This window comes from Azoarcus sp. DN11 (assembly GCF_003628555.1).
In the GTDB taxonomy this organism is placed as follows: Bacteria; Pseudomonadota; Gammaproteobacteria; order Burkholderiales; family Rhodocyclaceae; genus Aromatoleum.
Map to the genome: position 1 here is coordinate 4,909,947 of NZ_CP021731.1, position 25,349 is coordinate 4,935,295.

General features: G+C 67.7%; 21 protein-coding genes. 6 read left to right on the plus strand and 15 right to left on the minus strand.

All coding sequences use genetic code 11. The annotated features are described in order from the left end of the window. The first annotated feature begins 95 nt into the window (after positions 1-95). Positions 96-1,724 (plus strand): methyl-accepting chemotaxis protein, encoded by a 1,629-nt coding sequence (locus CDA09_RS22880; protein WP_121430628.1) that lies wholly within the window; start codon positions 96-98, stop codon positions 1,722-1,724. Positions 1,725-1,775: 51 nt separating this feature from the next. Here CDA09_RS22880 and CDA09_RS22885 read toward each other — a convergent pair whose 3' ends face one another. After that, a complete protein-coding gene (locus CDA09_RS22885) occupies positions 1,776-2,450 on the minus strand; it encodes an SDR family oxidoreductase (RefSeq protein WP_121430629.1) in 675 nt (224 codons plus the stop codon). Positions 2,451-2,583: 133 nt separating this feature from the next. Here CDA09_RS22885 and CDA09_RS22890 point away from each other — a divergent pair, with 133 nt between their 5' ends. The 5 genes from CDA09_RS22890 (at position 2,584) to CDA09_RS23225 (ending at position 10,443) form a co-directional block, all read left to right on the plus strand. Beyond that, a complete protein-coding gene (locus tag CDA09_RS22890) occupies positions 2,584-3,594 on the plus strand; it encodes an AI-2E family transporter (protein ID WP_164844465.1) in 1,011 nt (336 codons plus the stop codon). Between the two features lie 61 nt (positions 3,595-3,655). After that, the gene (locus tag CDA09_RS22895) at positions 3,656-4,327 is read left to right on the plus strand and encodes an MOSC domain-containing protein (RefSeq protein ID WP_121430631.1); all 672 of its coding nucleotides are present in this window, start codon (positions 3,656-3,658) and stop codon (positions 4,325-4,327) included. Positions 4,328-4,710: 383 nt separating this feature from the next. Beyond that, entirely contained in the window at positions 4,711-7,671 is a 2,961-nt protein-coding gene (locus tag CDA09_RS22900) for a type VI secretion system Vgr family protein (protein ID WP_286164502.1), read from the plus strand. 11 nt (positions 7,672-7,682) lie between these two features. Next, positions 7,683-9,638, plus strand: coding sequence for a peptidoglycan DD-metalloendopeptidase family protein (locus CDA09_RS22905; protein ID WP_121430632.1), 1,956 nt, complete (start codon positions 7,683-7,685; stop codon positions 9,636-9,638). A gap of 10 nt (positions 9,639-9,648) precedes the next feature. Continuing rightward, entirely contained in the window at positions 9,649-10,443 is a 795-nt protein-coding gene (locus CDA09_RS23225; RefSeq protein WP_128106591.1) for a hypothetical protein, read from the plus strand. A gap of 47 nt (positions 10,444-10,490) precedes the next feature. Here CDA09_RS23225 and CDA09_RS22910 read toward each other — a convergent pair whose 3' ends face one another. From CDA09_RS22910 to ureE, 14 genes are all read right to left on the minus strand, one after another. Beyond that, a complete protein-coding gene (locus CDA09_RS22910; protein WP_286164503.1) occupies positions 10,491-12,491 on the minus strand; it encodes a hydrogenase maturation protein in 2,001 nt (666 codons plus the stop codon). 12 nt (positions 12,492-12,503) lie between these two features. Continuing rightward, entirely contained in the window at positions 12,504-13,568 is a 1,065-nt protein-coding gene (gene hypE / locus CDA09_RS22920; protein WP_121430633.1) for a hydrogenase expression/formation protein HypE, read from the minus strand. Beyond that, positions 13,565-14,716 carry a hydrogenase formation protein HypD gene (gene hypD, locus CDA09_RS22925; RefSeq protein WP_121430634.1) on the minus strand — a complete coding sequence of 384 codons (1,152 nt, stop codon included), beginning with the start codon at positions 14,714-14,716 and terminating at the stop codon, positions 13,565-13,567. Before hypD ends, hypE begins: the two co-directional genes overlap by 4 nt. Next, the gene (locus CDA09_RS22930; protein WP_121430635.1) at positions 14,713-14,967 is read right to left on the minus strand and encodes a HypC/HybG/HupF family hydrogenase formation chaperone; all 255 of its coding nucleotides are present in this window, start codon (positions 14,965-14,967) and stop codon (positions 14,713-14,715) included. The genes hypD and CDA09_RS22930 overlap by 4 nt, the downstream gene beginning before the upstream one ends. 3 nt (positions 14,968-14,970) lie before the next feature. Then, entirely contained in the window at positions 14,971-16,119 is a 1,149-nt protein-coding gene (locus tag CDA09_RS22935) for a Kae1-like domain-containing protein (RefSeq protein WP_121430636.1), read from the minus strand. A gap of 7 nt (positions 16,120-16,126) precedes the next feature. Next, positions 16,127-17,134: a hydrogenase nickel incorporation protein HypB gene (hypB, locus tag CDA09_RS22940; protein WP_121430637.1), complete on the minus strand. Its 1,008-nt coding sequence runs from the start codon at positions 17,132-17,134 to the stop codon at positions 16,127-16,129. A gap of 45 nt (positions 17,135-17,179) precedes the next feature. Beyond that, on the minus strand, positions 17,180-17,521 hold the full coding sequence (hypA, locus tag CDA09_RS22945) for a hydrogenase maturation nickel metallochaperone HypA (protein ID WP_121430638.1): 342 nt from the start codon (positions 17,519-17,521) through the stop codon (positions 17,180-17,182). After that, on the minus strand, positions 17,514-18,635 hold the full coding sequence (locus tag CDA09_RS22950; protein ID WP_121430639.1) for a nickel-dependent hydrogenase large subunit: 1,122 nt from the start codon (positions 18,633-18,635) through the stop codon (positions 17,514-17,516). Before CDA09_RS22950 ends, hypA begins: the two co-directional genes overlap by 8 nt. Positions 18,636-18,906: 271 nt before the next feature. After that, entirely contained in the window at positions 18,907-21,078 is a 2,172-nt protein-coding gene (locus CDA09_RS22955) for a primosomal protein N' (RefSeq protein WP_121430640.1), read from the minus strand. A gap of 499 nt (positions 21,079-21,577) precedes the next feature. Beyond that, positions 21,578-22,648, minus strand: a complete 1,071-nt coding sequence (gene hemE / locus CDA09_RS22960) for a uroporphyrinogen decarboxylase (RefSeq protein ID WP_121430641.1) — start codon at positions 22,646-22,648, stop codon at positions 21,578-21,580. A gap of 114 nt (positions 22,649-22,762) precedes the next feature. Further along, a complete protein-coding gene (locus CDA09_RS22965; protein WP_121430642.1) occupies positions 22,763-23,338 on the minus strand; it encodes a HupE/UreJ family protein in 576 nt (191 codons plus the stop codon). A gap of 118 nt (positions 23,339-23,456) precedes the next feature. Beyond that, a complete protein-coding gene (ureG, locus tag CDA09_RS22970) occupies positions 23,457-24,137 on the minus strand; it encodes an urease accessory protein UreG (protein ID WP_286164301.1) in 681 nt (226 codons plus the stop codon). Beyond that, positions 24,134-24,820: an urease accessory protein UreF gene (locus CDA09_RS22975; RefSeq protein WP_121430643.1), complete on the minus strand. Its 687-nt coding sequence runs from the start codon at positions 24,818-24,820 to the stop codon at positions 24,134-24,136. The genes ureG and CDA09_RS22975 overlap by 4 nt, the downstream gene beginning before the upstream one ends. After that, on the minus strand, positions 24,820-25,344 hold the full coding sequence (ureE, locus tag CDA09_RS22980; protein ID WP_286164302.1) for an urease accessory protein UreE: 525 nt from the start codon (positions 25,342-25,344) through the stop codon (positions 24,820-24,822). Before ureE ends, CDA09_RS22975 begins: the two co-directional genes overlap by 1 nt. Positions 25,345-25,349: the final 5 nt, after the last annotated feature.

The following is a 25,349-nucleotide window of genomic DNA, read 5'->3' on the forward strand; positions in this document are numbered from 1 at the left end:
GTTTGCCGCGGCGACCCTGTTTCGAGGCAGGCGGATCACGCCGCTCCGCTCTTGCCGGAGCCGGGCAACGAGACAGTGGAGCAGGAGAATCCGCGATGATTCATCTGAAGGACATTTCGGTCGCACGCAAGATCGGGATGGTGCTGGGCATCACGATGCTGCTGGTCGCCGTCGGCATCGCAGTCATGATCCAGGGAGAGCGCGAGCAGATGTACCGCGACCGCCTGGCCGGCATCCGGGCATTGGTCGAACAGGCCGTCACCGTGGTCGATGAGCAGGCAGCACTGGCTGATGCGGGCGCGCTCACGGAACAGCAGGCGCGCGACATCGCCACGGCGGTCATCGGCAAGATGCGTTACGGCGAGGGCGACTATTTCTGGATCCAGAACCGTAACGCCCGGATGCTCGCGCACCCCATCAAGCCCGAACTGAACGGCAAGGATCTGCACGACTTCCAGGACGCCAGGGGCCAGCACATCTTCGTGCGTTTCGCCGAGATCGGACGACAGGGCGGCGAACTCCACTACATGTGGCCCAAGCCGGGCTACACCGACCCGCAACCCAAGATCTCGTACGTGAAGCAGGCCGCCCGCTGGGACTGGATCATCGGCACCGGGGTCTATACGGACGACATCGAAGCCGCGTTTCGCCGCGGGCTCGCCAGGAACGCTGCCATCCTGTCCGGGATATTCGCGCTGGCGCTGCTGCTGGCGACCGTGATCCTGCGGCGCTACGTCACCGGACCGATCAGGCACCTCGACGCGGTCATCGAACGCGTGGCCCGCGACGGCGACCTGACGGTGAGCTACGGTTACGCGTCGAAGGACGAGATCGGCAGGATGGCAGCCGCCTTCCAGCGCCTGCTGACGGCACTGCGCGAGAGCCTGGGCGCGATCCAGCGCGATGCGCAGGCCGTCGCGACCACCTCCGAACGCCTGGTGATCGCGGCGCAGCAGGTGCGCACCAGCACCGAGCACCAGAGCGAATCGGCGTCGTCGATGAGCGCGGCGGTCGAGCAGATGACCGTCAGCATCGCGCACGTGGCCGACAGCACGCACGGCGTGCGGGAACTCGGCGAGCGCAACGTTGCGGAAGAACACGACGGCGCCGTGCACACGGACCACCTGAGCATCGAGCTCGGAAAGGTGCAGAGTGCCATCGAGAACGCGAACGGCACCCTCGAGGAGTTCGTCGACGCGACCCAGTTCATCGCCCATCTCACGCGGCAAGTGCGCGAGATCGCCGACCAGACGAACCTGCTCGCGCTCAATGCCGCGATCGAAGCGGCGCGGGCAGGCGAGCAGGGCCGCGGCTTTGCAGTGGTCGCCGATGAAGTCCGCAAGCTCGCCGAGAAGTCGGGCCATACGGCCAACGAGATCAATGCGCGCACGCAGCGCATCGCCGCTCAGGGCGAAGCCGTCGAGAGCGCGATGAGCACGAGCCGCGAACGACTGGATGCCGCGAGAACCCTGATGGGCAAGGTCGCCGCGGTGCTCAACCACGCGGAGGCGTCGGCACTCGAAACGCGCAGCGGACTCGCCGAGATCAGCAGTGCGATGTCCGAGCAGACCGCAGTCACGACGGAAATCGCGAAGAACATCGAGTGTATCGCCCAGATGGCCGAGGAGAACACCGCCGCAGCCGAGGAGACCGCGGTGGCGGCGCAGGACCTGTACCGGGTGTCCGGCCAGCTGAGGATGACCGTCGAGAAGTTCTGCATCTGATCCGCGCCGCCCGCGACCTTGCTGCTGTGGTGACGGTCGGATATCGCCCGGTCACCAGGGCAGGGCCTGTCCCTGGTAATCCAGGAAATGCACCCCGCCCCTGCCCGATGCGCCTTCCAGCACGCGGCACACCCCTCGCGTGCTGGTCTCGACATCCAGCGGCGCTGCGGTGCCGCCCATGTCGGTCTGCACCCAGCCCGGGTGCAGGCAGAGCACGGTCGGGCCGGATTCTCCCAGCCCGGCCGCGAGGCTGTGCACGAGGTGGTTGAGCGCCGCCTTGCTGGCGCCGTACAAGCGGTGCTGCGGCGGGGCGAGCGCCACGCTACCCATGATCGAACTCATGAAGCCCAGCACGCCGTCTCGCTTGAGCTGCGGCAGCAGCAGCTCGGCCATCTGCAGCGGCGCGATGGCGTTGGTCATGAAGAGCGTGCCCGCTTCCTCCAGCGTCGCCGGCGCCACCTCGCGATGCGCCGGCCCGGAAATGCCGGCATTGACGAACACGAGATCGAACACGCTGCCATCCAGACGACCGGCCAGCGCCTCGCGACTGGTGCGATCGCAGATATCCACGCGCTCCACGCGCACGCCGTCGATGGCCGCCAGCGCCGCGGCCCCCTTGTCGTCGCGACAGGTGGCGACGACCTGCCATTGGCGTTCACGAAAGTGCCGCACGAGCCCCAGGCCGAGCCCCCGGGATGCGCCGATGATCAGGGCGGTCCTTGCCATTTGCTGCTCCTCTGGTCGGAAAAGGATGTCCCGAGGATACCAAGCGGCAAGCCGGTATTTGTGCATGCGCGATGTCGCAGCGGGTGCGAAATAGGCGATGCTCCGACTTTGCGCAGCCTTCCGGACCCAATTCATGCAAAACCGCAGTCCTTCCACCGTCGATCTCGCCAGCTTCGCCGTGATGGCAATGCTGGCCGCCTTCGTGCTCCTGCACCACATGGTGGCCGCCCTGTTCGCGGGGATCCTGACCAGCCAGTTCATCACGCTGCTGGCGAACGGCATTTTCCGGCGCGTATCGCACAGGCACTCGAAAGCGCTGGCCGCGCTGGCGGTGTTCCTGGGCCTCTCGGGCATTGTCGTCGGGGCGGTGATGCTGGGTGTCTTCGCGACCAAGGGGATGAGTGAGGAATTCGGCAGCCTGCTCGAAAAAATGGCGGCAATCATCAACCGGGCAGAAACGCTCCTGCCTGCGGTCGTCGTCGAGAATCTGCCGCGGAGCGCGGCGGACCTCAAGCAGGCGATCGCGGACGCGCTCAGGCACAACGCCGACCAGCTGAGCAACCTCGGCAAGGGCACGGCGAGCACCCTGGTCCATGTCCTGCTGGCCGTGATCATCGGCGCGATGGTGGCCTTCCACCGGTTTGTCGATCCCGCCGAAACGCGGCCGTTCGCGCAGGCGCTGCGCACACGCATCGGGTACTTCGCGCGCGCCTTCGCGAACGTCGTCTTCGCGCAGGCGCGGATTTCCGCGATCAACACGACCCTCACGGCGATCTATCTGGTACTCGTCCTGCCGCTGCTCAGCCATCCACTGCCCTACACGAAGACGATGATCGCGATCACCTTCTTCGCGGGCCTGTTGCCCGTGATCGGCAACCTCATCTCGAATACCGTGATCGTGGTCGTGAGCGCGGGAGCGGCCCCGATCGTCGCCGTCTGGTCGCTGGCCTTTCTCGTCCTCATTCACAAGCTCGAATATTTCATCAACGCCCGCATCGTCGGCTCGCGCATCAATGCGGCCGCGTGGGAGCTGCTGCTGGCGATGCTGGTCATGGATTCGCTCTTCGGCGTCGGCGGCCTGGTGCTCTCGCCCATCCTCTACGCCTACGTCAAGGCGGAACTGGCCGCCCACGAGCTGCTCTGACTCCGCGCCGGCAGGCATAATCGCTCAACTCCGCACTGGCCCCGCTTCCCCTGTCCCGCATATGCCCTCGCACATCGACCACCTCTTCATCGGCGCGCTGCGCCCGCTGCCCCCGGAAGGGCAGATGACCGGCATGTACAAACACCCTGCCCGCGGCGCCGTTGCCGTCGGCCCCGAGGGCTTCGTCGGCGACTTCCAGGGCGACCGCCGCGTCCATGGCGGCGCCGAGAAGGCGGTGCATCACTACCCCGCCGAACATTACCCGCGCCTCGCGCAGCGCTTTCCCCACAGCGCAGGGATCCTGCAGCCGGGCACGCTGGGCGAAAACCTGTCGACCCACGGCTGGACCGAAGAGACGGTGTGCATCGGCGACCTGTTCCGCGTCGGCACGGCGCTCCTGCAGTTGAGCCAGCCCCGCAGCCCGTGCTGGAAAATCGACCATCGGCTCGACGCCGAAGGGGCGTCGCTCTTCGTCGCGCACGAGGGCATCACCGGCTGGTACTACCGCGTGCGCGAAGCCGGCACGATCGCGCCCGGCGACGCGTTCGAGCTCGTCGAGCGCCCCAACCCGGATCTGAGCGTTGCGGCCTACTGGCGGGCGACCCTGGAACACCGTCCCGATCCCGCGCGGCTGCGCGCGATGGCCGCGGCAGCCGGACTCGCCCCCGACAAGGCGCAGCGGCTCGCCGACCGCGCGGCTTGGCTGGAGAACAATCCGGCCGCCACCCCTTAGCGCGCCGCCCCTCCCGCTTCCGCCCTCCGTCCCCCGCGGACCCCGCCGCCGCAGCCCGGCGGGCCCCGCGGCCGCCCCTTCGATGTCGCGGCGACTGCCTCATCGCCACCTTCGCCGCGCAGCATCTCCTGCGCATCGCCCCCCGTGCACGAGTTCCGCCTCCGTCGTGACAATGACATTGTCACGACAAGCAGTGATATGCTTTTGGTCTTTTCGACTTGCGCCCGCCCGCGATCGTGCCCGCTTCGCAAACCTTTCCCCCGCTCGCCACCCGCACCCGCCTGTACGACCTGCAGTGGCACGCGGACGGCCCGCCGCTCGCGGTCGAAGCGTGATGGGGGCGCGAATCGCTCTCGGGCGGCTTCGAGTTCCACCTCGACACGCTGTCGCAGGACGCCTGCCTCGCCCTCGACCCCCTGCTCGGACAGGCGCTGACGCTGCGCACGGCGCTCTCCGACGGCAGCCGCAGCGAACGCTCGGGGCTCGTGCGCGCGGTGGCGCATTCCGGCAGCGACGGCGGCTGGAGCCGCTACCGGCTGACGGTCGTGCCGTGGACCTGGCTGCTCACGCGCGGACGGCACAACCGCGTGTTCCAGGACAAGAGCGTCCCCGAGATCCTCGACGCCGTGTTCGCCGACTACCGCGACCACGCCGCCTGGCACTGGCACGACGACGTCGCCCCCTTCCTCGCGAACGCCCGTCCGCGCAGCTACTGCGTGCAGTACCGCGAATCCGACTACGCCTTCGTGTCGCGCCTGCTCGCCGAGGAGGGGCTCGGGTGGTGCCTCGAGGAACACCCGGATGCCCCCGCGCGCCATCGTATGCGCCTCTTCGCCGACAGCACGCAACTGCCGGAAGATCCGCTGTCGGCGCACGCGTTGGGCGGGCGCGGCATCCGCTTCCACCGCGCCGACTCGCAGGAGGACCAGGACAGCATCGTCGCTTTCGGCGCGCAACACCGCCTCGCCCCCACCCTCGGCACCGTGCTGGGCTACGACTACCGCGCCCGGCGGGCGGTCGCCACGAGCAGCCCGACCGCCCGCCGCGTCGGATCACCGGGCCTGCCGGTGCTCGAACACTACGACTACGCCGGCCAATACGCTCACGCGAGCGTGATTGAGGCCGAGCGCTACCAGCGCCTCGCGATGGAAGCCGTCGAGGCGCGCGCGAGCACATTCCTCGGCCGCGGTACCGTGCGCAGCCTGCGCCCCGGGACCTTCCTCGCCGTGAACGGCCTGCCGCTCGCCCCCGCCGCGCATCCCGCCGCCGCGGGCGAACGCTTCACCGTGCTCGACGTCCTCCATGCCGGCATCAACAACCTCGACGCCGAACGCATCGACGCCATCGCCGCGCGGCTCGCACAAGGCGGGCTGACCGACGGCGACGCGTCGCTCGCGACCGGCGACGCGCTCGAACCCACCCGCGCCCCGTCGGACCTGCCCACCGCCGTCGTCGACCTCGCGCGCAGCCGCGGCTACGGCGACACCTTCGACGCGCTGCGCACCGAGCTGCCGTGGCGCCCCGTGCTCGCCGACGACACCGGCGCGCGCATCAACCCGCGCCCGACCGCCCCCGGCCCGATGAGCGCCATCGTCGTCGGCCCGCAGGGCGAAACGGTGCCGAACGGCGCCGACGAGCTGTGGTGCGATGCCCTCGGCCGCATCAAGGTGCGCTTCCACTGGCAGGAAGGCAACACGGCAGACGACCGCTCCAGCTGCTGGGTGCGCGTCGCCAGCCGCCAGGCCGGCGCCGGCATGGGCTGGCAGTGGCTGCCGCGCATCGGCCAGGAAGTACTGGTCGGTTTCCTCGGTGGCGACATCGACCGCCCCGTCGTGCTCGGCGCGCTCTATAACGGCGGCGGCGAAGGCGGGGTCGCGCCCACCCCCGGCGGCCGCCGCGCGTCGGCCTCCGACACCGGGGTGTTCGACGCCGCGACCGACCACCGTCCCGCGGGCCAGGGCAATCTCGCCGGCGGCAACAGCCCCGCCTGGCACGGCGCCGCCGCAGCGAGCCACCGCCACCCCGGCGCGCTGAGCGGTTTCAAGACCCGGGAGTTCGGCGCCCATGGCAACGCCGCGGGCTACAACCAGCTCGTCTTCGACGACAGCGACCGCCAGCTGCGCGTGCAGCTCAAGACCACGCAACGCGCCTCGGAGCTCAACCTCGGCCACCTCATCCACCAGGCCGGCAATTACCGCGGCTCCTTCCGCGGCACCGGCGCCGAACTGCGCACCGACGCCTGGGGCGCGCTGCGCGCCGGCCGCGGCATCGTCATGAGCACCTGGCCGGCGCGCCACCCCGCGCAGCCGGCCGGCGACTTCGGCCCCGGCATGGCGCTGCTCAAACAGGCCTGCACGCTCGCCGACACCCTCTCGCGCGCCGCACAGACGCACCAGACCGTAGCGCTCGCCGCCGCCATCGGCAGCACCGGCCCCAACGCCAGCGCCGCGGATCCCGACCACCCGCCCCTCAAGGCCCTCAGCCGGCTCGCGAGCGGCATGGTCTCGGCCCGCAACCTCGCCGACGCCACCACCGACGCGCAGAACGGCAACACCGCCGTCACCGGCGACAATGTCCCGCAGCTCGCCGCCCCCGCAATCCTGCAAGCCGCCCAGGCCGGCATCGGCCTCGTCGCCGGGCAAAGCCTCCAGATCGCCGCCGGCGACACCACCACCCTCATGAGCGGCGCCGACAGCAACTTCGTCGTCGCCGGCAGCGCCCGCCTCCACACCGGCCAGGCGCTCGGCCTCCTCGCCGGCGCCATCCGGCCCGGCGACGGCAACACCGGCCTCCGCCTGATCGCCGCCAGGGACGACATCGAACTGCAGGCGCAGAGCGACGAACTGAAGCTCCTCGCCCGCGACGCGCTCACGCTCGTCAGCGCCGACGCAAACATCGACTTCGCCGCGGCGAAGAAGATCGTGCTAAGCGTCGAAGGCGGCGCCAGCATCACGATCGACGGCGGCATCACCGTCGCGTGCCCGGGGACGATCACGGTGCATGCGTCGAAGAAGAGCTTCGGCGGGCCGACCGTACACATCCAGCCCTTGCCCGACCTGCCAGAGTTCGAAGGTGAGAGCTATGCAAAAAAATATGTTGCAGTCAGCCTGGACGGTCTTCCATTCACAAATGCGACCGTCCGCGCTTATGACAAAGTGTCCAAGCGATTTATCTGGGAAGGAGATATAGGAACTACCCACGAATCGTTCACACGCCATACCTACACCGCGCTATTCGGACTTGCGGAAACTTGGGAAGGTGTCTTTTCGGATGTCACAGCTCCTGACGAACTCGCTATGGGCGACCCGAGCGAGAATGAAGAAGACAACCAGAACAGCACTTAAAAATACGCGCTATGAATATACGTTATTACAAGGTAAAGAACGGCGATTCACTGTGGAAAATTAGCCGCAAAGAAGGGATCGATTTCACCAACTTGCTGCAGGTAAACCGGATAACAAAACACAACGGCCATTTCCTTCGGGCCGGCCAGAAAATCATCCTTCCTGAGCAATCAGACTATGATACGTGCCTTTCGATCGAAATCCTCGACATCCGATTCGCTCCGATAAAGCACGCGCGAGTACGACTAACATACGACGAAAAAAGAGTAACGCGCATCGCCGGGGCAAACGGAAAGATTCACGGGATTGTGATCAAGGACCACGCGCGAGGTCTTGAGGTCGACTTCCGCACCATTGATCGGCGCTGGATCACTGTCGCGAAATACAAGACGTTGCCGTTAGGCGACAAGCGTTTAATATTAACGAATCGCGAATTCAAGGATAATGGCCAATATCAGACGAAGCGAGGCACTGAACAGTTGCATAATATGCTTCTACGGCACGATGCGCGGTCCACCAATCCAAACCAGCATATCGAACCAGGGACCGTGCACTCGAAAAACTTTTCGAAATCAGTACAGAAGCCCTTGCCGCTGGCGCTGAAACGCCAAATAAGAACGGAATCCGGTATTCATACGCACGCTGTCGCGCCGATCTACATCGAGGAGAACCTTCACCTTTCTCCCGCGAACGAGAAGTACCGAAAACTCATTATTGCAACGGCACACAAATTCGAACTGAGTCCACCAACCCTGGCTGCACTGATCGACGCCGAAGCTGTGGGTGGCGATGAAGGCTGGCGGGCCGACTCACATAATGGGACTAGCGATGCCGCCGGATTGACACAATTTCTCGAAAGTACGTGGTTGAATTCGATAGCACAAGACCCCCGAACGATTTTGAATCAGCGCATTGCGGGCAAGAATTTGCGCAACACGGATATATTTCAGATGCGTTACGATCCAGAACTATCCATCGACGCCTCTGCAGCATACGCGACACAAAATCTTAATGGGCTCCGTGCAGGAGGGTATGCAATCGACGCACTAAATCCCGAAGATCTAGCCAAAGTGATTTACGCGGCGCATCACGAAGGGCTCAGGGGTCTGATGAATATTTTATCCGGCTCATTCACGCAGGAACGTGCGGAATTCCTTCTACCAAAGCAAGTGGGCGGCGAGAAAGCGAGACAGCTGGCGCATCGTTTCGACAATGATTTTCGGCATGCTTATCTGCATTGGCTCTTTCGGGATTACATAGACGCACACATCAATGTACGACGCTTCATGGTTGATCCAGGCGTGGCCCGAACACCGCGCAGCATGGAAGAGATCTTCAGAACGCTCGGACGGAATAATCCCTTACCGCCCGCTGGTAAGCGTGTGATTCAATCGGTCTCGCCGTCCATGACACCTGCCGATTCAGCCTCGGAAGGTTGGCGCGATCCATTGGACGAATGCGTGATTCGCTCAGCAGGGTTGGCTAAGGGATGGGAGGGCGCGATTTTTCGGCCTGACGCGAGGACTGGCAAGAACGGCGAGATGCGGCCGCATCAGGGGGTTGATCTAGTCGCAACACCCGGAACCACCATCTATGCCGTCGCGGACGGCCGCATCGTTCTCGCAGAGGAAGACGATATCGGCGCATATGGGCGCCGCGTCACTCTCGGCGTCGATGTCAACGACTTGCCAGTACAGCAAAGGAATTTGTGCAATGCTCATCAGGCCACCGACGAGGTTTTCTTCTTCTACGCGCATCTTGACTCCGTCTGCGTTGTACTCGGACAGCCCGTTCGGCGAGGTACCCGTCTTGGAGCAACCGGCAGTTCCGGGAACGCCAAGGGAATGACAACGATTGCCAGAGGTGCCCATTTGCACTTTGAAGTCCGTCGGAAAAGTCGGGTTGGTCCTGGACTGGAAGGCCGCCTTGACCCGCTTCCGTTTCTCAACACATACCGCCACCCTTGAGAACGGTTCCATGAAATACGTCAAAGTGCTCGCTCTTTGCCTGTTGGTCTGGGATACATCAGCAATTCCAGGGGAACCGACAAATCCACCCGAATATATCGAGCCGAGCTCCGACAACAAGCCCATAACCGTGGGGCAGGAAAAAGCCGCTAAACGCCTGTCTCCGTCGACACTACCTTACACCCAAGAAGAGCGCTATCGATCGGCACAGGAAGAGAATGAGCGACTGCCGGACGGGAAACGACTTCGAATTGCCGCAATCGGTCATGCGACCGTTGTGGAAAGTGCGACCGGATTCAGCATGGGACTGCTAAGGAAAAAGATTGCTCACCCCCGGCGTCCCAACGTTTTCTATGAAGACATCTACGTGTATTTCACGGACGGCGAGAAACAGACCCGCGCCTCGTACGCCGCATCATCGCGGGAATGTGAAGATGGGCTCCTTAAAATTAAACGCAGCACGCCAGAATATATTTTCTTCAGCATTTCATGCGAATGGGAAAGAGTTCCCGGCTCAATGCAGTTCTTTGGCAAAAAGCGGCAGACTCACTACGTTTTCCATAGGAAGTCGAGCGCCATCTACCCGCTTTCCAGTTCCGTTGGAAAGTCCTTGGACGACCCCGTTTTCTCGTGCGTAAAGACCGTATGCGATTACAAAGGCCTTAGTTCGGATTCATCATACGGTCCGGCGCGATCGGTCTCGCTTAGGCTCAGACTAACTGACGACGGATTTCAATGTGCGCTTTACAGAAACAAGGATTTATGCCCGCAACCCGAGACCACCGTGCCGATCGTTCTGAATTGAAATGACGTGAGAGAGGGGCTCACACGGCCGATTCCGCGCGCCTCGCATCAGCCGATCTCGCGATGTCGCGCGAGGTGGCGTGGGGTCCAGGAGTGCGGGCTTTTCATCACGAAGTGGTAGCGCGCGACGTGGTAGCTGGGGTCGAAGCCGTAGAAGTTGCGGCGCATCACGGCGAGTTCCTCGTCCCGGTACGCGGCGAGGGGTTTTTCGGCTTCGTCGGCGGCGCGGCGGGCGGCCTTCGCGGCGATGCGGTCGAGGAACGCGGGGTCGGCGGCGAGGGCTGCGGCGTGGCGAGCGACTTCGCTTTCGAAGCTTGGCAGGTCGGAGCTGAAAGTGGCGTCGATGAGGCCCGCAGCGCGTGCGTCGTGCGCGAGAAGCGGCAGGCGGTTGGCCATGATGCGCTGGGCGGCGTCGGCGCCTGCGCGGCGCGGCAGCAGGTAGGTCCAGTATTCGGAGCCGTACAGGTTGCCCATGTTCTTGTAATGGGGGTTGAGCACGATGCCGTCGCGCGCCCAGACAAGGTCGGCCGCGAGCGCGAGGAAGCAGCCCCCTGCGCCGGCGTTGCCGCGCAGCGCGGCGACGGTGAGGCGGTCGGTGAGCGTGAGGAGCGCGAGGCAGACGTCGTTCATCGCGTTGATGTTGGCCCAGGATTCGTCCGCGGGGGAAGCGGCGGCCTCGATGCTGTTGAGGTGGATGCCGTTGGACCAGAAGTCGCGTCCGCCTTCGAGGACGAGGACGCGCGTGGGGCGGCTCGCGGCGAATCGGATCGCGGCGGTGAGGCGGCAGCATTGGTCGGTGGCCATCGCGCCGTTGTAGAAGTCGAAGGCGAGGAAGCCGACGGCGCCGTCGGGGCTTTCGCGGTAGCGGAGTTCGCTCCAGCGGGTGTCGGTGGCGTCGCGATGGAGCGGAATCGTGAGTTCGGGAAGTGCGGCCGCTTCGGCGGCGAAGGCGACGGTGGCGGGGAGTTTGAAGGGGTGGTCGTGATCGGAGCGTTTGACGTGGCCGATCCAGACGGCGCCATCGGTGGTTGCGCGCAGGAGGGCGCTGTCGCGGCGAGCGATGATCGTGCCGGGCGCTGCGGGGCGGAGTTCGCCGGACGCCGCTTCGTGCGCGTCGAAGAGGTGACAAGGGGTGCCGCAGAGCGTGTCGGCAACACCGGGAAAACCGTCGGCGGCGCGGAGTTTTTTCAGGATTGTTTTGGTGCTGTCGTTCGTCCAGTCAATCGCTCGGCTGGACTGCTTCATTGGCGGGCGTTCGATGCCGAGCGTTGCTTGTTCGGGTGCTAAACCGCCCCCTCCGGTCGCTGTCTCGCGCTTCGTTGGACGCGTGGCGGACGCCTCAGCACGAAACAGCGCCCGAAGGGGGCTGCTGTGGGCGGGACTGGACGACGTTTCGTTGTCTTGGGTGTTTGGGTTCGTGCCGGATTGCCCTGGCCCATAGGGCGGGACGAAATCCGGACACGGAGGCGCGTCACTCAACGACATTGGTATCGAACGGACGGATTGCGGGATTGCATCCCGCCCGAGGGAGGCCCAGCGCGCAGCGCTTTCGAGGATCTGTGCGAGCGGGGTCGGCGCCCATTGGCCGGCGCGCCAGTCCGGGACGTGTTGGATGGCACTTCTAACCGCTTGCAATGCCGCAGCGGTCATTTCGTTGCGGTAGAGGCTGGCCTTCGTCGCTTCACGCATCGGGAAAGTGACGCTCGCCCACACGGGACCCGCGTCCATCTCGGCTTCGGCCTGCAGTACGGTAACACCCCACTCCGTCTCGCCGTTCATGATCGCCCAGTCGAGCGCCGAAGGGCCGCGGTCGCCGACGATGCCGGGATGCACGATCAGCGTGAGGTCGCGCGACCAGATCGATGCGGGGACGGCGCGCTTGAGGAAGGGCGCGAGAATCAGGTCGGGGCGGAACAGCGCGACGGCTTCCTCGGCGACGCGGTCGGCGATGTCGAATTCGACCGAGAGGTCATGGCCGTCCGCCTTGAGTTCGGCGAAGAGGCGTTGCGTCAGGCTGTTGAAGCTGTGGGTGAGGAGGAGGATGCGCATCATGGAACCTTCTCAGCAGATGCGCGGGAGTTGTTCACCTGAGAGCCAATCCACCATCCGCCGGCCGCCGAAGGCGGTGCGGATCTGGACGAAGCAGTTGGCGTCCGCGGTGACGGTGCCGATGCGGGCGGCACGTTCGCCGAGGGGGTGGGCGCGCATCACGGTGAGGAGGCGCTCGGCATCCTCTTGCAGGCAGATCGCGATCAGTTTGCCTTCGTTCGCAACGTAGAGCGGGTCGAGGCCGAGGAGTTCGCAGGCGGCGGCGACCTGGGGCTGGACGGGGATCGCGGCTTCGTCGAGCTCCATGCCGACGCCGGACTGGGTCGCGATCTCGTTGAGCGTGGTGGCGAGGCCGCCGCGAGTGGGGTCGCGCAGCACGTGGATTGCGGGCACCGCTTCGAGCATGGCAGCGACCAGGCCGTGCAGCGCGGCAGTGTCGGAGGCGATTTCGGAGTCGAAGGCGAGCGATTCGCGTTGCGCCATGATCGCCATGCCGTGGTCGCCGAGCGTGCCGGAAACGAGGATCGCGTCGCCGGGGCGGGCGTTGGCGCCGCCGATTTCGCGCCCGGCGGGGAGCGCGCCGACGCCGGTGGTGGTGATGAAGACGCCGTCGCCCTTGCCCTGCTCGACGACCTTGGTATCGCCGGTGACGACCGGCACGCCGGCTTCGCGCGACGCGTGGGCCATCGAAGCGACGATGCGCGCGAGGTCGGCGAGCGGGAAGCCTTCTTCGAGGATGAAGCTCGCGGCGAGATACAGCGGGCGGGCACCCATCACGGCGAGGTCGTTGATCGTGCCATGCACCGACAGGCAGCCGATGTCGCCGCCGGGGAAGAAGAGCGGGCTGACGACGTGGGCGTCCGTGGCGATGACGAGGCGTTCGCCCGCCGCGGGGGCCGGCAGCACGGCAGCGTCGTCGCCGCGGTCGAGGTGTTCGTTGGCGAAGGCGGCGGCGAAGAGTTCGGCGATCAATTGCGCCATTGCACGTCCGCCGGCGCCGTGGCCGAGGTCGACACGGCCGTGCTTGAGGTCCAGCGGGCGGACGTAGCCCTTCTTGATCGTCCCGGCGAGGCTCATGAGGCGGTCCCGGCGACGACCGGGATGTCCCGGAAGCGCCCGTAGTTATAGTGCGCCGCGCAGGCGCCTTCGGACGACACCATGCACGAGCCCATCGGGTTCTCAGGCGTGCATGCGGTGCCGAACAGCTTGCAGTCGATGGGCGTTTTCACGCCGCGCAGGATCGCGCCGCACTCGCAGGCGCGGTTGTCGGGCACGGCGACGAATTCGAGGCCGAATTTGGCTTCGGCATCCCATTTCCGGAAGGGCGCGCGGATGCGTAGCGCGGAATACGGCACTTCCCGCAGGCCGCGCCATTCGAAGCGGCGGCGCAGCTCGAAGACTTCGGAGACGAGCGCCTGCGCCTTGAGGTTGCCCTCCTCGGTCACCACGCGCGTAAACTCGTTCTCGACTTCGGCGCGGCCTTCGTTCACCTGCCGGATCAGCATGCGGATCGCCTGCATCACGTCGAGCGGCTCGAAGCCGGCGATCACGACCGGCTTGCGGTATTCCTCGGCGAAGAAGGCGTAGGGGCGGCTGCCGATGATCGTCGATACGTGCGCGGGGCCGATGAAGCCGTCGAGCGGCACGGTGCCGAGTTCGCGCACTTCGGGCGATTCGAGGATCGTGAGGATCGCGGACGGCGTCAGCACGTGGTTGCACAGCACGCTGAAGTTGGCGAGCCCGAGCGCCTGCGCCTGGCGCAGCACCAGCGCGGTGGGCGGGGTCGTCGTCTCGAAGCCGATCGCGAAGAACACGACGTCGCGCTCCGGCATCTTCTGCGCGAGCGCCAGCGCGTCGGCGGCCGAATACACCATGCGGATGTCGGCACCGCGTGCCTTGGCCTTCAGCAGCGAGAGGCCGCCGGAGGCCGGCACGCGCAGACAATCGCCGTAGGTGCAGATCGTCACTTCCGCGCGCGAGAGCGCGAGGCGGATCGCCATGTCGATGCGGCCGATCGGCAGCACGCACACCGGGCAGCCGGGGCCGTGGATCATGCGCACGTTGGCGGGCAGGAGATCCGTGACGCCGTAGCGCGAGATCGCGTGGGTGTGGCCGCCGCAGAATTCCATGAAGGCGTAGTCGCGGCCGGTGTCGGCCTCGCGCGCGATCGCCGCCGCGAGTTTCGCCGCCAGCGCGCCGTCGCGGAACTCGTCGACGTACTTCACGCGGCGCCTTCGCCCGGGTCGGTGAGCGTGGCGCGGGAAAGACCGGCTTCGGCGAAGAGCGCGAGCGTCTGCTCGGCCTCGTCCTGGTCGAGCTTCGCCAGCGCAAAGCCGACATGCACGATCACGTAGTCGCCGACTTCGGCGCCGTCGACCAGCGCGAGCGAGATTTCCTTGCGCACGCCGCCGAGATCCACGCGGCAGGCGTCACCGGGCAGCAGTTCGACGATGCGGGCGGGAATCGCGAGACACATGGTTCAAAGTCCGTGATTCAGGTGATGCATCGCCACCCACGCCTGCCCGAGCGCGAGGCCCGCGTCGCCGGGCGACAGTGTGCGCGCTTGGAGCACGTCGAGACCTTGGCGGCGGAGCGCGGCGGCGAGGCGTTGCGACAGGATGCGGTTGTGCAGGCAGCCGCCGGAGAGCACGACCGTGGACAGGCCGGTTTGTGCGGCGACTTGCACGACCCACTCGGCGAGCGCGGCGGCGAGCGTCACGTGAAAGCGCGCCGCACCGCGGCCGACGTCGGATTCATCCGCGAGGGCGGCGAGGATCGGCGACAGGTCGAGGCGCCCCGCTCCGTCGATCGACCAGCCGTCAGGCTCCGCCGGCACGTCGCCAACGCGTTCAAGGTATCCGGACGCCGCGCCTTCGAGCGCGATCGCGGCCTCGGCTTCGACGCGCATCACCGGGCACAGCCCGAGGAGTCCCGCCGCGGCATCGAACACCCGGCCGAGGCTGGAAGTCGACGGGCACAGCGGCGCACGATCGAGGAGTTGCGCAAGCATCGCCGCCGCGTGCTGTGCGGCGAAGCGCGTCGCGATCTCGTCGGCGCGGCCGGCGCGATGCAGCACCGCGGCGGCCATGCGCCACGGTTCGCGCGCGGCGCGGTCACCGCCGGCGAGCGGCAGCGGCGCGAGATGGCCGAGGCGCTGGAAATGCGCGCCGTCGACGCGCAGCAGCTCCCCGCCCCAGGCCGTGCCGTCGGTGCCCAGGCCGACGCCGTCGAGCGCGAGGCCCAGCGCCGGGCCGCGAGGGTCACTGCGGCCGCCATTTTCCGCCAGCACCGCCGCGACATGCGCGTGATGGTGCTGCACGGCGATCGCCGGCACGCCGAGGCGCGCGGCCAGCTCGACCGCGCGACGGGAGGAATGGAAATCGGGATGCAGGTCGTGCGCAACCGCGGCCGGGGCGCCGAGAGCGAGCAAGGTTTCCACACAGGCGTCCATCTCGCGGCAGGCATCCGGGGTGTCGAGGTCGCCCACGGTCGCGCTCATCTGCGCCGTGCCGTCGTGCGCAAGGCACAACGCGCTCTTGAAGTACGCGCCGAAGGCGAGCACTGGCGGGCCGTCCAGCGCGAGCGGCAGCGTCGTAACGCAAGCGGACGGCGGCAGAACCGAGTTCATCGCCCGATCATCGGACAGTGCCGTTCGCCCTGAGCCCGTCGAAGGGCGTTGGCTGGGCTTCGACAGGCTCATCCCGAACGGTTTGGCGGTGCCCGGCAGTGGGGACCGTTTGCATGGCGTCCCGGCGACACTCGCGCGCCTTCGCCAGGCCGCGTTCGAGCCACGCGAGCCATTCGGCGATGCCCTCGCCGCTCGTCGACGAGGTGCGGATCACTTCGATGTCCGGATTGACGCGCCGCGCGTAGCCGATCGCACGCTCGATATCGAAAGTGAGGTACGGCAGCAGATCGACCTTGTTGAGCAGCATCAGGTCGGCGGCAGCGAACAGGTCGGGGTATTTCAGCGGCTTGTCCTCGCCCTCGGTCACCGACAGGATCGCCACCTTGTGCGCCTCGCCGAGATCGAACGCCGCCGGGCAGACGAGGTTGCCGACGTTCTCGATCAGCAGCAGGCTGTCGTCGGCAAGGTCCATCCGCGCGAACGCCCGCCCGATCATGTCGGCGTCGAGGTGGCAGCCCTTGCCGGTGTTGATCTGCAGCGCCGCCACACCGGTCGCGCGGATGCGCTCGGCGTCGAACTCGGTCTGCTGGTCGCCTTCGATGACGGCAGCGGGCACGCGGCCCGCGAGCTCCGTGAGGGTGCGCACGAGCAGCGTCGTCTTGCCCGAGCCGGGGCTGGAGACGAGGTTCAGCGCGAAGATGCCCTGCACAGCGAGGCGTCGGCGGTTTTCTTCCGCGCAGGCGTCGTTCCGGCCGAGGATGTCGCGCTCGATCTTCACCATCTGCGGCTGCGTCAGGCCGGGCGCGTGCGCATGCGCCGGGCCGTCGCCGAAGTGCAGGTGGTGGTGGCCGGCGTGGACGGGATCCGCATCGGCGGCGGGCGCGTGTCCCTCGGTCGGCGTGGCCGCCACCGGCTTCCAGCCCCGCGTCGGACCATCCTTCGGACGCGCGGCCTTCGCGAACCCTGCCCCGCCGATCGTCACTTCACCGCTGCCACAGCCGCACACCGTGCACATGCCCTGCTCCGCTCCATCCGCGACCACCCCGACCGCATCATGCCTTCATTCGATTTCAATTTCCCTGACCCGCATCTCCAGTCCGCCGGTCGGACGCAGCTGGTAGCCGCCGCAGTACGGGCACGGGTCGTAGCGCTGCGCGAGCGGTACGCTGCGATCACATGCCGGGCACCAGCCAACGCCGGGCAGCGCGTCGATCTCGATCACCGCCCCGGCCGCCGGCGTGTCGCGCAACACCGCATCGAGGCAGAAACGCAGCGCCTCGACTTCGACCGACGACAGCTCGCCGATCTCCAGCACCACGGTCCTCACGAGCGTGCAGCCCTGCGCCTGCGCCGTCTCCTCGACGATCGCGCGGATGCTCTCGGCGAGCGACAGCTCATGCACCCGCGACGTCCTCGATCGCGATTTCGTACGCCATGCACGGATCGAGGGACAGCGCGAGCACCTGCAGGCGCAGCATCGCCGCTTCGTCCGACGCCGCCTCCCAGCCGCAGCCTTCGCGCACGAACGGCCCCTGCGCGTGGAAATTCCATTCGGTCGGCGAAACGATCGCGTACTCGGCGATGCGCTCGCCGTCCAGCCGCACCGCGTGCATCAGCAGGCCGCGCGGCGTCTCGACGCAGGCGAGGCCCGCACCGTCGCCGAGCGGCGCCGTATCGATCATCACCGGCATGTCGCCCGCCAGCGGGTGACGCAGGCGGCTCGCGCTGTCGGAGAGATCGACGACGCGGGCGAACAGGCGCGCGGCGATGCGGTGGCGGTGCGTCAGCAGATTGCGCACCATCATCGAGTCGGCATGACGCGCGAGCACGCCCGTTTCATGCGCGCGGCCGAACAGCGTCGGCGCCGCACAGAACGCCGCGGACGGGATGCCGCCCAGCTCGTTGGCCCACGCGCCGGCGGCGAGCATCGGCAGCAGGGGCACGGCCTCGCCTTCGGGCGTCGACGAGCCCATCTCGATCAGGTCCGCCAGGGCCGCGCCGATCGTGCCGCCGCGCCGCGCGCGCTCGACGAATTCGCGCAGGCCGCTCGGTTCGCGGGTCGTGCGGAAGAAGCCGGTGAGGAGTTCCACGGCGACGAGGTCGAGCAGGTCGCCGCCGAGTTCATAGGCCTCGCGCGCATCGCCGATCTGCGCGAGCCGGTGGTGCAGCTTGGCGAAGCGGTCGGTGCGCGGCGGGTGGCCGAAGAGCCGCGGCCAGTCGAGCATCAGGCGCCACAGGTGATCCTGTGCGGTCTCGGCCGCGAGCGCGCGTTCCTCGGCCCAGGGTTCGGCACGCTGCAGGTTCGGGGCGCCCGCCGCCACGCAGGCCGCGGTCGCGGCGATCGTTTGCGCGCGCGGGCACAGGGTGGGAAAGGTCGCCACGAGCTTCAGTGCCTCGTCGACGCCGAGCCCGGCCAGCCCCTGCGCCGCCTGCGGCCGCGGGTTGTTCACGGACACGCCCGTGATGCGCCGGCCTTCGCGCCGTGCCACCAGACGCAGCACCGCGTCCGCGCTCACGGTCGCGCTCCGCGGGGGCGATTGCGCCCGGCGGCGCGGGATCCGGTGAAACGTCGCCGACAGCCCTGAACCATGCAGTCTCCTTGCGCACTGGCCCGACACGGGCCGACGGTCGCAGCGCCGCCAGGCGGCTCCGGCGGACAGGCGACGACCCGGCGATGATATGCGCAGTCGTGGGCGCGCGAAAGTCCGACGGGATGCGCGTGCGGCTGCCCGGCGAGGCCGGACGCACCGGGTCAGGCGCGCCGGCTCGTCTGCGGCGCGCTCGCGCTCAGACGTCGAGCGGATCCACGTCGAGCTGCCAGCGCAGCTCGCGCGGCGTGCGCTGGGCGCGCAGCACCTCGATCCAGTGCACGAGGAAAGCCTGCAGCGGTCCGCGCTCGTCGGTTTCGACCAGCAGCTGCGCGCGCTCGCGCCGCGCGAGGCGCGTCAGGCGCATCGGTACCGCGTCGAACACGCGCAGTCCGGCCGGGGCCATCTCCTGCGCGAGGCGGCGCGCATGGGCGAGGAACTGCATCGCGTCGTCGAGCATCGGCGCGTCGGCGCGCAGCATCGCCTGATAGGTGAAGGGCGGGAAGCCCGCGGCGCGGCGCTCGTCGAGCGCGGAGGCGGCGAAGGCGTCGAAGTCGTGCTTCACGAGGCAGCGGTACAGCGGGTGGTCGGGGTACTCGGTCTGCACCAGCACTTCGCCCGGCAGGTGCGCGCGCCCGGCCCGCCCGCCGACCTGCATCAGCTGCTGGAAGAGGCGCTCGGGGGCGCGGAAATCCGCCGCGTGCAGCGAGGCGTCGGCGCCGATCACGCCGACGAGGGTGAGCTGGGGGAAGTCGTGGCCCTTCGCCATCATCTGCGTGCCGACGAGGATGTCCGCCTCGCCGCTGGCGATCTGCGCAAGCAGGCTTTCCCACTGGCTGCGCGTGCGCGCCGAATCGCGATCGACGCGCAGCACGCGCGCCTCGGGGAAGAGTTCGGCGAGGCGCGCTTCGATGCGCTGGGTGCCGCGGCCGAAGGGCTGGATGTCCTGGTTGTTGCACACCGGGCAATGGTGCGGCACCTCGGTGTCGCAGCCGCAGTGGTGGCAGCGCAGGCGCCGGTCGGCCAGATGCACGACGAGGTTGGCCGAGCAGTGCGGGCAGTGACTCACCCAGCCGCAGGCGGGGCAGGACAGCACCGGCGCGTAACCGCGGCGGTTGAGGAACACGAGGCTCTGCTCGCCGCGCGCCAGGCGCTCGCCGATCGCAGTCCTGAGCTGCGGGCTGAGGCCCTCGTCGAGCTTCAGGCGGCGCGTGTCGATGCGGCGCACCGTGGGCAGCGTACTCGCAAGCGCGCGCGCATCGAGGCGCAGGCTGCGGTAGCGCGCCTGGCGCGCGTGCTGCCAGCTCTCCAGCGAGGGGGTCGCCGAACCCAGCACGACCGGCACCTTGCGCTGATGCGCGCGCCACACGGCAACGTCGCGCGCCGAGTAGCGCACCCCTTCCTGCTGCTTGTACGAGGCATCGTGTTCCTCGTCGACGAGGATCAGCCCCAGGCGCGGCAGCGGCGCGAACACCGACAGGCGCGTGCCGAGCACGATGTCCGCGCGCCCCTCGAGGGCCTGCACGAAGCCGCGCGAGCGCGCCCCTTCGGCGAGCGCGGAATGCAGGCTCACGACGCAGGCGGCGGGAAAGCGGTTGGCGACGCGCGATTCGAGCTGTGGCGTGAGCGCGATCTCGGGCACCAGCATCAGCACCTGCCCGCCGGCGGCGAGCGTCCGTTCGGCAAGGCGCAGGTAGACTTCCGTCTTGCCACTGCCGGTGACGCCCTGCAGGAGCCACGGCGCGAAGCCGTCCGGCGCGCTCGTGACCGCCTCGACCGCGGCGCGCTGCTCGTGCGTGAGTTCGGGGCGGCTCGCCGCGGGCTGCGCGGGGTCGGTGCCGCGCACCGCAACGACCCAGCCGCGCTTCATCGCGTCGCCGAGCGCCGCCCCTGCGGGCAGTTCGCGCGCGGCGCTGCGACGGATCACGCCGGCCGCGCGCAGTTCGCCGAGCAGCGCCAGCGCGCGGCTCGGGCGGCGCGTTTCCGCCAGCGCGGCATGGCCGGCCGCGCTCAGGTCCAGCAGCGGATCGCTCTCGCGATCGCTCACGGCATCGGCGCGCCGCAGCCCCGGCGGCAGCGCCAGCGCGATCACTTCGCCGAGCGGCGCATGGTAGTAGCGCGCGACGAAGCCGACGAGCTCCAGCCAATCCGCCGGCAGGGGCGCGACTTCGCGCTGGATGTGGCGCACCGTCTTGAGGCGCGCCGGATCGAGCTCCGATTCGGCGACCAACGCGACGATCACGCCGCTCTTCTCGCCCCGCCCGAAGGGCACGCGCACGCAGCGCCCCACATCCTCTTCACATGCGTCTTGCGACGAATAATCAAAGAGTTGTGGCAGCGGAACGGGAAGCGCGACGCGGACGATAGGCATTCGGGTCTTGTGCTCTACGCGTTTTATATCAATAAATCAGATGCTTATGGATGATTGTTAAATTCGTTGTTCGAAAACAGGAAGTAAATCTTTGCCGCGAAACCCTTCCGGCCCTTGTCCACAAATCCTGTGGATAACTTTGTTGATAGCATGGGTGAAACGCGGTAAACCCGGCGCAGCGCATGCCTTTCTGTCACTTTGCCTTAACAGTAGGCAAATTTTTATTCGTTTAATTTCAGACAGTTAGAATTTTTGGTGAATAAGCCCCAATTCCAGCCAGCATGCGGCATCGGGACCGGTCAGTTGTGCATAAGTCAAGCGGTCAACACATCTTTTTCCGCTTGACAAGGCTAGGCGGGGTGCCGTCGCCGGCTCACGCCGCACCGCAAGGGTGCGGCCAAGTGCCCCCTCGGCGCGCACTCCGCCCGACCGGAAAAGGGAACCCCGGCGGGGTGCGCAGCGTGCGCGTCCCGGCCGGGGTTCGGGTGTCGCCGGACGTTCAGACGCCGGCGCGGATCTTGCGGCTGTGCTCGTGCACGGTGTCGACCAGCACGGACACCGACTCGGGCGGCGTGAACTGCGAGATGCCGTGGCCGAGGTTGAAGACGTGGCCGGGGTGGTTGCCGAAGGAATCGAGCACGCGCCTGGCTTCGCGCGCGACGGCCTCGGGCGGCGCGAACAGCACGTTCGGGTCGAGGTTGCCCTGCAGCGCGACCTTGTCGCCGACGAGGGCGCGCGCGCGGCCGATGTCCATCGTCCAGTCGAGGCCGACGGCGTCGCAGCCGATGCCGGCGATGCTCTCGATCCACAGGCCGCCGCCCTTCGTGAACACGATATTCGGCACGCGCTCGCCGTCATGTGCCTTGATGAGGCCGTCGACGACGCGCTTCAGGTAGGGCAGCGAGAACTCGTGGTAGGCCGCTTCCGACAGCACACCACCCCAGGAGTCGAACACCATCACGGCCTGCGCGCCGGACTGGATCTGCGCGTTGAGGTAGGCGACGACCGAGTCGGCCGTCACGGTGAGGATGTGGTGCAGCAGGTCGGGACGCGAGTAGGCCATTGCCTTGACCTTGCGGTAATCGTCGGACGAGCCGCCTTCGACCATGTAGCAGGCGAGCGTCCACGGGCTGCCGGAGAAGCCGATCAGCGGCACGCTGCCGTTCAACGCACGGCGGATCTCGGCGACCGCGTCCATCACGTACTGCAGCTCGGCGTGGGGATCGGGGATCGCGAGGTTGCGGATCTCCCACTCGTCGCGCAGCGGACGCTCGAAGCGCGGGCCCTCGCCTTCGGCGAAGTACAGGCCGAGGCCCATCGCATCCGGCACGGTGAGGATGTCGGAGAACAGGATCGCGGCGTCGAGGTTGTAGCGCGCCAGCGGCTGCAGCGTGACCTCGCAGGCCAGCGTCGGGCTCTTGCACAGGTTGAGGAAGCTGCCGGCGCGCTTGCGCGTCTCGCAGTACTCGGGCAGGTAGCGCCCCGCCTGGCGCATCAGCCACATCGGCGTGTATTCGGTCGGCTGGCGCAGCAGGGCGCGCAGGAAGGTGTCGTTCTGCAGGCGGGTCACGGTTACATCCTCAAGTCTGCCCGAGCGGGCGCAAACCGCAATTATCCGCGTTTTCCGCCGTCATGCCGAGTCCGGCCCGCGGGGCGATGGCGGCGGCTCCCCGCCGCCCCGCCCTCAGCCGGCCAGGAATGCCGCGCCCGCTGCGGCGATCAGCCCGCCGAGGACGCGCTGCAGCGCGAGTCCCGCGCGCGACCGGGGCAGCCACCGCGCCAGCAGGTAACCCGCGCAGTGCAGCGCGACACTCGCCAGCGCGAAACCCGCGGCGAAGGTGAGCAGCGCACCGTCGCCCATTTCCGTGTGGTGCGCATGGCCGTGGAACAGCGCGAAGACGGCCACAAGCGGCAGACTGGCACGCGCGGGTAGCTGCGCGACGACCGCGATCAGCAGACCGAACACCAGCACCGATGCGGCGATGCCGGTTTCGACCAGGGGCAGCGCGACGCCCGCCGCCCCCAGCAGCGCACCGCCGATCATCGCCACGATGAAGGTGGCCGGCAGGGCCCAGCGCAGCGCCCCTTGCTGCCGCGCCGCGAACAGGCCGACCGCCAGCATCGCCAGCAGGTGGTCGAGGCCGCCGAACGGATGGGCGAAGCCGGCGAAGAAGCTCTCGCCGCCATGGCCGCTGTGTGCCATGGCGGAGCCGGTCGCGGCGAAGAGAGCGAGTGCGATCGGGAAACGGTGGAGGTTCATGACGATATCCTTGAGCAAACGTTGCGGAAGGAAACTGGACGAAGAATACGCGATGCATGCCAAGGCATGCGATGCACGCAACCGCGCACTTTCGCAAGCCATCGCGACATGGGGCCGGTCAGTTGCATGGCAGCCGCGGTGCGCAAGGGGTCACACCCTTTCCACCCCCGTCGAGGCGGGGGGGGCGCAGCAGGCCCTGGCGCTCGATGAAATCGATGATCTCGGCGAGGCCCTGCCCGGTCTTGAGGTTGCTGAAGACAAAGGGGCGCTCGCCGCGCATCTTCTTCGCGTCGCGATCCATCACTTCGAGGCTCGCGCCGACCAGCGGGGCGAGGTCGATCTTGTTGATCACGAGGAGGTCGCTGCGCGTGATGCCGGGGCCGCCCTTGCGCGGGATCTTGTCGCCGGCGGCGACGTCGATGACGTACAGCGTGAGGTCGGAGAGCTCGGGCGAGAAGGTCGCGGCGAGGTTGTCGCCGCCGGATTCGACGAAGATGATCTCGACGCCGGGGAAGCGCCGGATCAGGCGGTCGACGGCCTCGAGGTTGATCGACGCGTCCTCGCGGATCGCGGTGTGCGGGCAGCCGCCGGTCTCGACGCCGATGATGCGCTCGGGTTCGAGCACCTCATTGCGCACGAGAAACTGCGCGTCCTCGGCGGTGTAGATGTCGTTGGTGACGACGGCGATGTCGTAGCGTTCGCGCAAGGCAAGGCACAAGGCGAGCGTGAGCGCGGTCTTGCCCGAGCCGACCGGCCCGCCGATGCCCACGCGCAGGGGCTGGGAGGTGTGGGGGGTCATGATCTGAAGAGCCTCGTGTATTGGGTTTCATGCCGGCTGCTCGCGAGCGCGAGGCCGGGGGTGAAGTTGCTCCACTGGTCCGCGGGAAGGCGCGCGCCCAGCGCCGCGAGTGCGGGGAGGCGCGCGCCCAGCGTCGACAAGAGGCGCTGGCCGGCGGACTGGCCGAGCGGCACGGCCTTCACCGCCGCCATGACCTGGTTTTCCAACCAGGCCCACAGATAGGCCGGCAGCGCCATGTCGACGGGAATCGCCCACGCTGCGGCCGCCGCCGCCCAGGCCGCCGGAAAGGCCGCTTCGTCGAGCGCGAGCAGGCGCGCACGCCATCCGGCCAGCCCGGCGAAGGCGTCGAGATCGGCGAGCAGGCGCACCAGCGAGTAGCCCATCTGCACGGTTTCGGCGCGCAACTCGTCGGTTTCGCGGCTGGCGAGGAAATCGGCGTTCAGCGCCGCGACACTCGCGTCGTCGCCGTCGCCCTCGTCCCACGCGCGCATCAGTTCGGCGAGCAGCGGCGCCTCGAAGCGCGCGAGACTCCATTCGAGGAGGTCGCCGATCCAGCGCCCGGCCCCTGCCTCGTCACGCACCGCACCCGACTCGACCGCCCACTCCAGCCCCTGCGAATAGGTGTAGGCCCCAACCGGCAATGCGGGACTGGCGAGCTGCAGCAGGCGCACAAGGGGCAGCATCAGCGCCCGCCCATCATGTGAATCCGCGCCCCGCTGCCGTCTCCCGGGTGCTGGTGCCCATGCGCATAGGCCCCCGCCTCCGGCTCGAAGGGCGCGCGCAGCGCAGCGACCGTGGCGCCGAGCCCCGCGAGCATGCCTTCGAGCACGTGGTCGGCCTGGATGCGCAGCCATTCGCCCGCCCCGTCCGCGCCGACCTCGACCGCGACGTGGCGATTGCCCAGGTGGTAGGCCGCACGTGCGAGCGCCAGGGCATTCGCGCAGCGCGCTTCGAGCAGGTCCTCCGGCGCGGCGACGACCTCGACGAGGCGCCCGTCGCGGCCCAAGAGTTTCTGACCGCCGCGCAAAATGGTGCCGCGTGGCAGGAACAGGCCCACCTCCTCGCCCGAGACGAGCTGCGCGCGCAGGCGGCTCTTCGTGCGGTAGGAGAAGTCGAGCTCCAGCTTCTCCGTCGCGGCCCCGGGCCCTTCATATAACGCTTCGAGCAACAGCATCGTCTTGCCTAGCGCGGAATCGGATTCGGCCATGTCGA

What these genes read in the sequence shown, in the direction of transcription:
- CDA09_RS22880 (WP_121430628.1), top strand. Translation starts at nt 96, where the DNA reads ATGATTCATCTGAAGGACATTTCGGTCGCACGCAAGATCGGGATGGTG.
- CDA09_RS22885 (WP_121430629.1), bottom strand. Translation starts at nt 2,450, where the DNA reads ATGGCAAGGACCGCCCTGATCATCGGCGCATCCCGGGGGCTCGGCCTG.
- CDA09_RS22890 (WP_164844465.1), top strand. Translation starts at nt 2,584, where the DNA reads ATGCAAAACCGCAGTCCTTCCACCGTCGATCTCGCCAGCTTCGCCGTG.
- CDA09_RS22895 (WP_121430631.1), top strand. Translation starts at nt 3,656, where the DNA reads ATGCCCTCGCACATCGACCACCTCTTCATCGGCGCGCTGCGCCCGCTG.
- CDA09_RS22905 (WP_121430632.1), top strand. Translation starts at nt 7,683, where the DNA reads ATGAATATACGTTATTACAAGGTAAAGAACGGCGATTCACTGTGGAAA.
- CDA09_RS23225 (WP_128106591.1), top strand. Translation starts at nt 9,649, where the DNA reads ATGAAATACGTCAAAGTGCTCGCTCTTTGCCTGTTGGTCTGGGATACA.
- CDA09_RS22910 (WP_286164503.1), bottom strand. Translation starts at nt 12,491, where the DNA reads ATGCGCATCCTCCTCCTCACCCACAGCTTCAACAGCCTGACGCAACGC.
- hypE (WP_121430633.1), bottom strand. Translation starts at nt 13,568, where the DNA reads ATGAGCCTCGCCGGGACGATCAAGAAGGGCTACGTCCGCCCGCTGGAC.
- CDA09_RS22930 (WP_121430635.1), bottom strand. Translation starts at nt 14,967, where the DNA reads ATGTGTCTCGCGATTCCCGCCCGCATCGTCGAACTGCTGCCCGGTGAC.
- CDA09_RS22935 (WP_121430636.1), bottom strand. Translation starts at nt 16,119, where the DNA reads ATGAACTCGGTTCTGCCGCCGTCCGCTTGCGTTACGACGCTGCCGCTC.
- hypB (WP_121430637.1), bottom strand. Translation starts at nt 17,134, where the DNA reads ATGTGCACGGTGTGCGGCTGTGGCAGCGGTGAAGTGACGATCGGCGGG.
- CDA09_RS22955 (WP_121430640.1), bottom strand. Translation starts at nt 21,078, where the DNA reads ATGCCTATCGTCCGCGTCGCGCTTCCCGTTCCGCTGCCACAACTCTTT.
- CDA09_RS22965 (WP_121430642.1), bottom strand. Translation starts at nt 23,338, where the DNA reads ATGAACCTCCACCGTTTCCCGATCGCACTCGCTCTCTTCGCCGCGACC.
- ureG (WP_286164301.1), bottom strand. Translation starts at nt 24,137, where the DNA reads ATGACCCCCCACACCTCCCAGCCCCTGCGCGTGGGCATCGGCGGGCCG.
- CDA09_RS22975 (WP_121430643.1), bottom strand. Translation starts at nt 24,820, where the DNA reads ATGCTGCCCCTTGTGCGCCTGCTGCAGCTCGCCAGTCCCGCATTGCCG.
- ureE (WP_286164302.1), bottom strand. Translation starts at nt 25,344, where the DNA reads ATGGCCGAATCCGATTCCGCGCTAGGCAAGACGATGCTGTTGCTCGAA.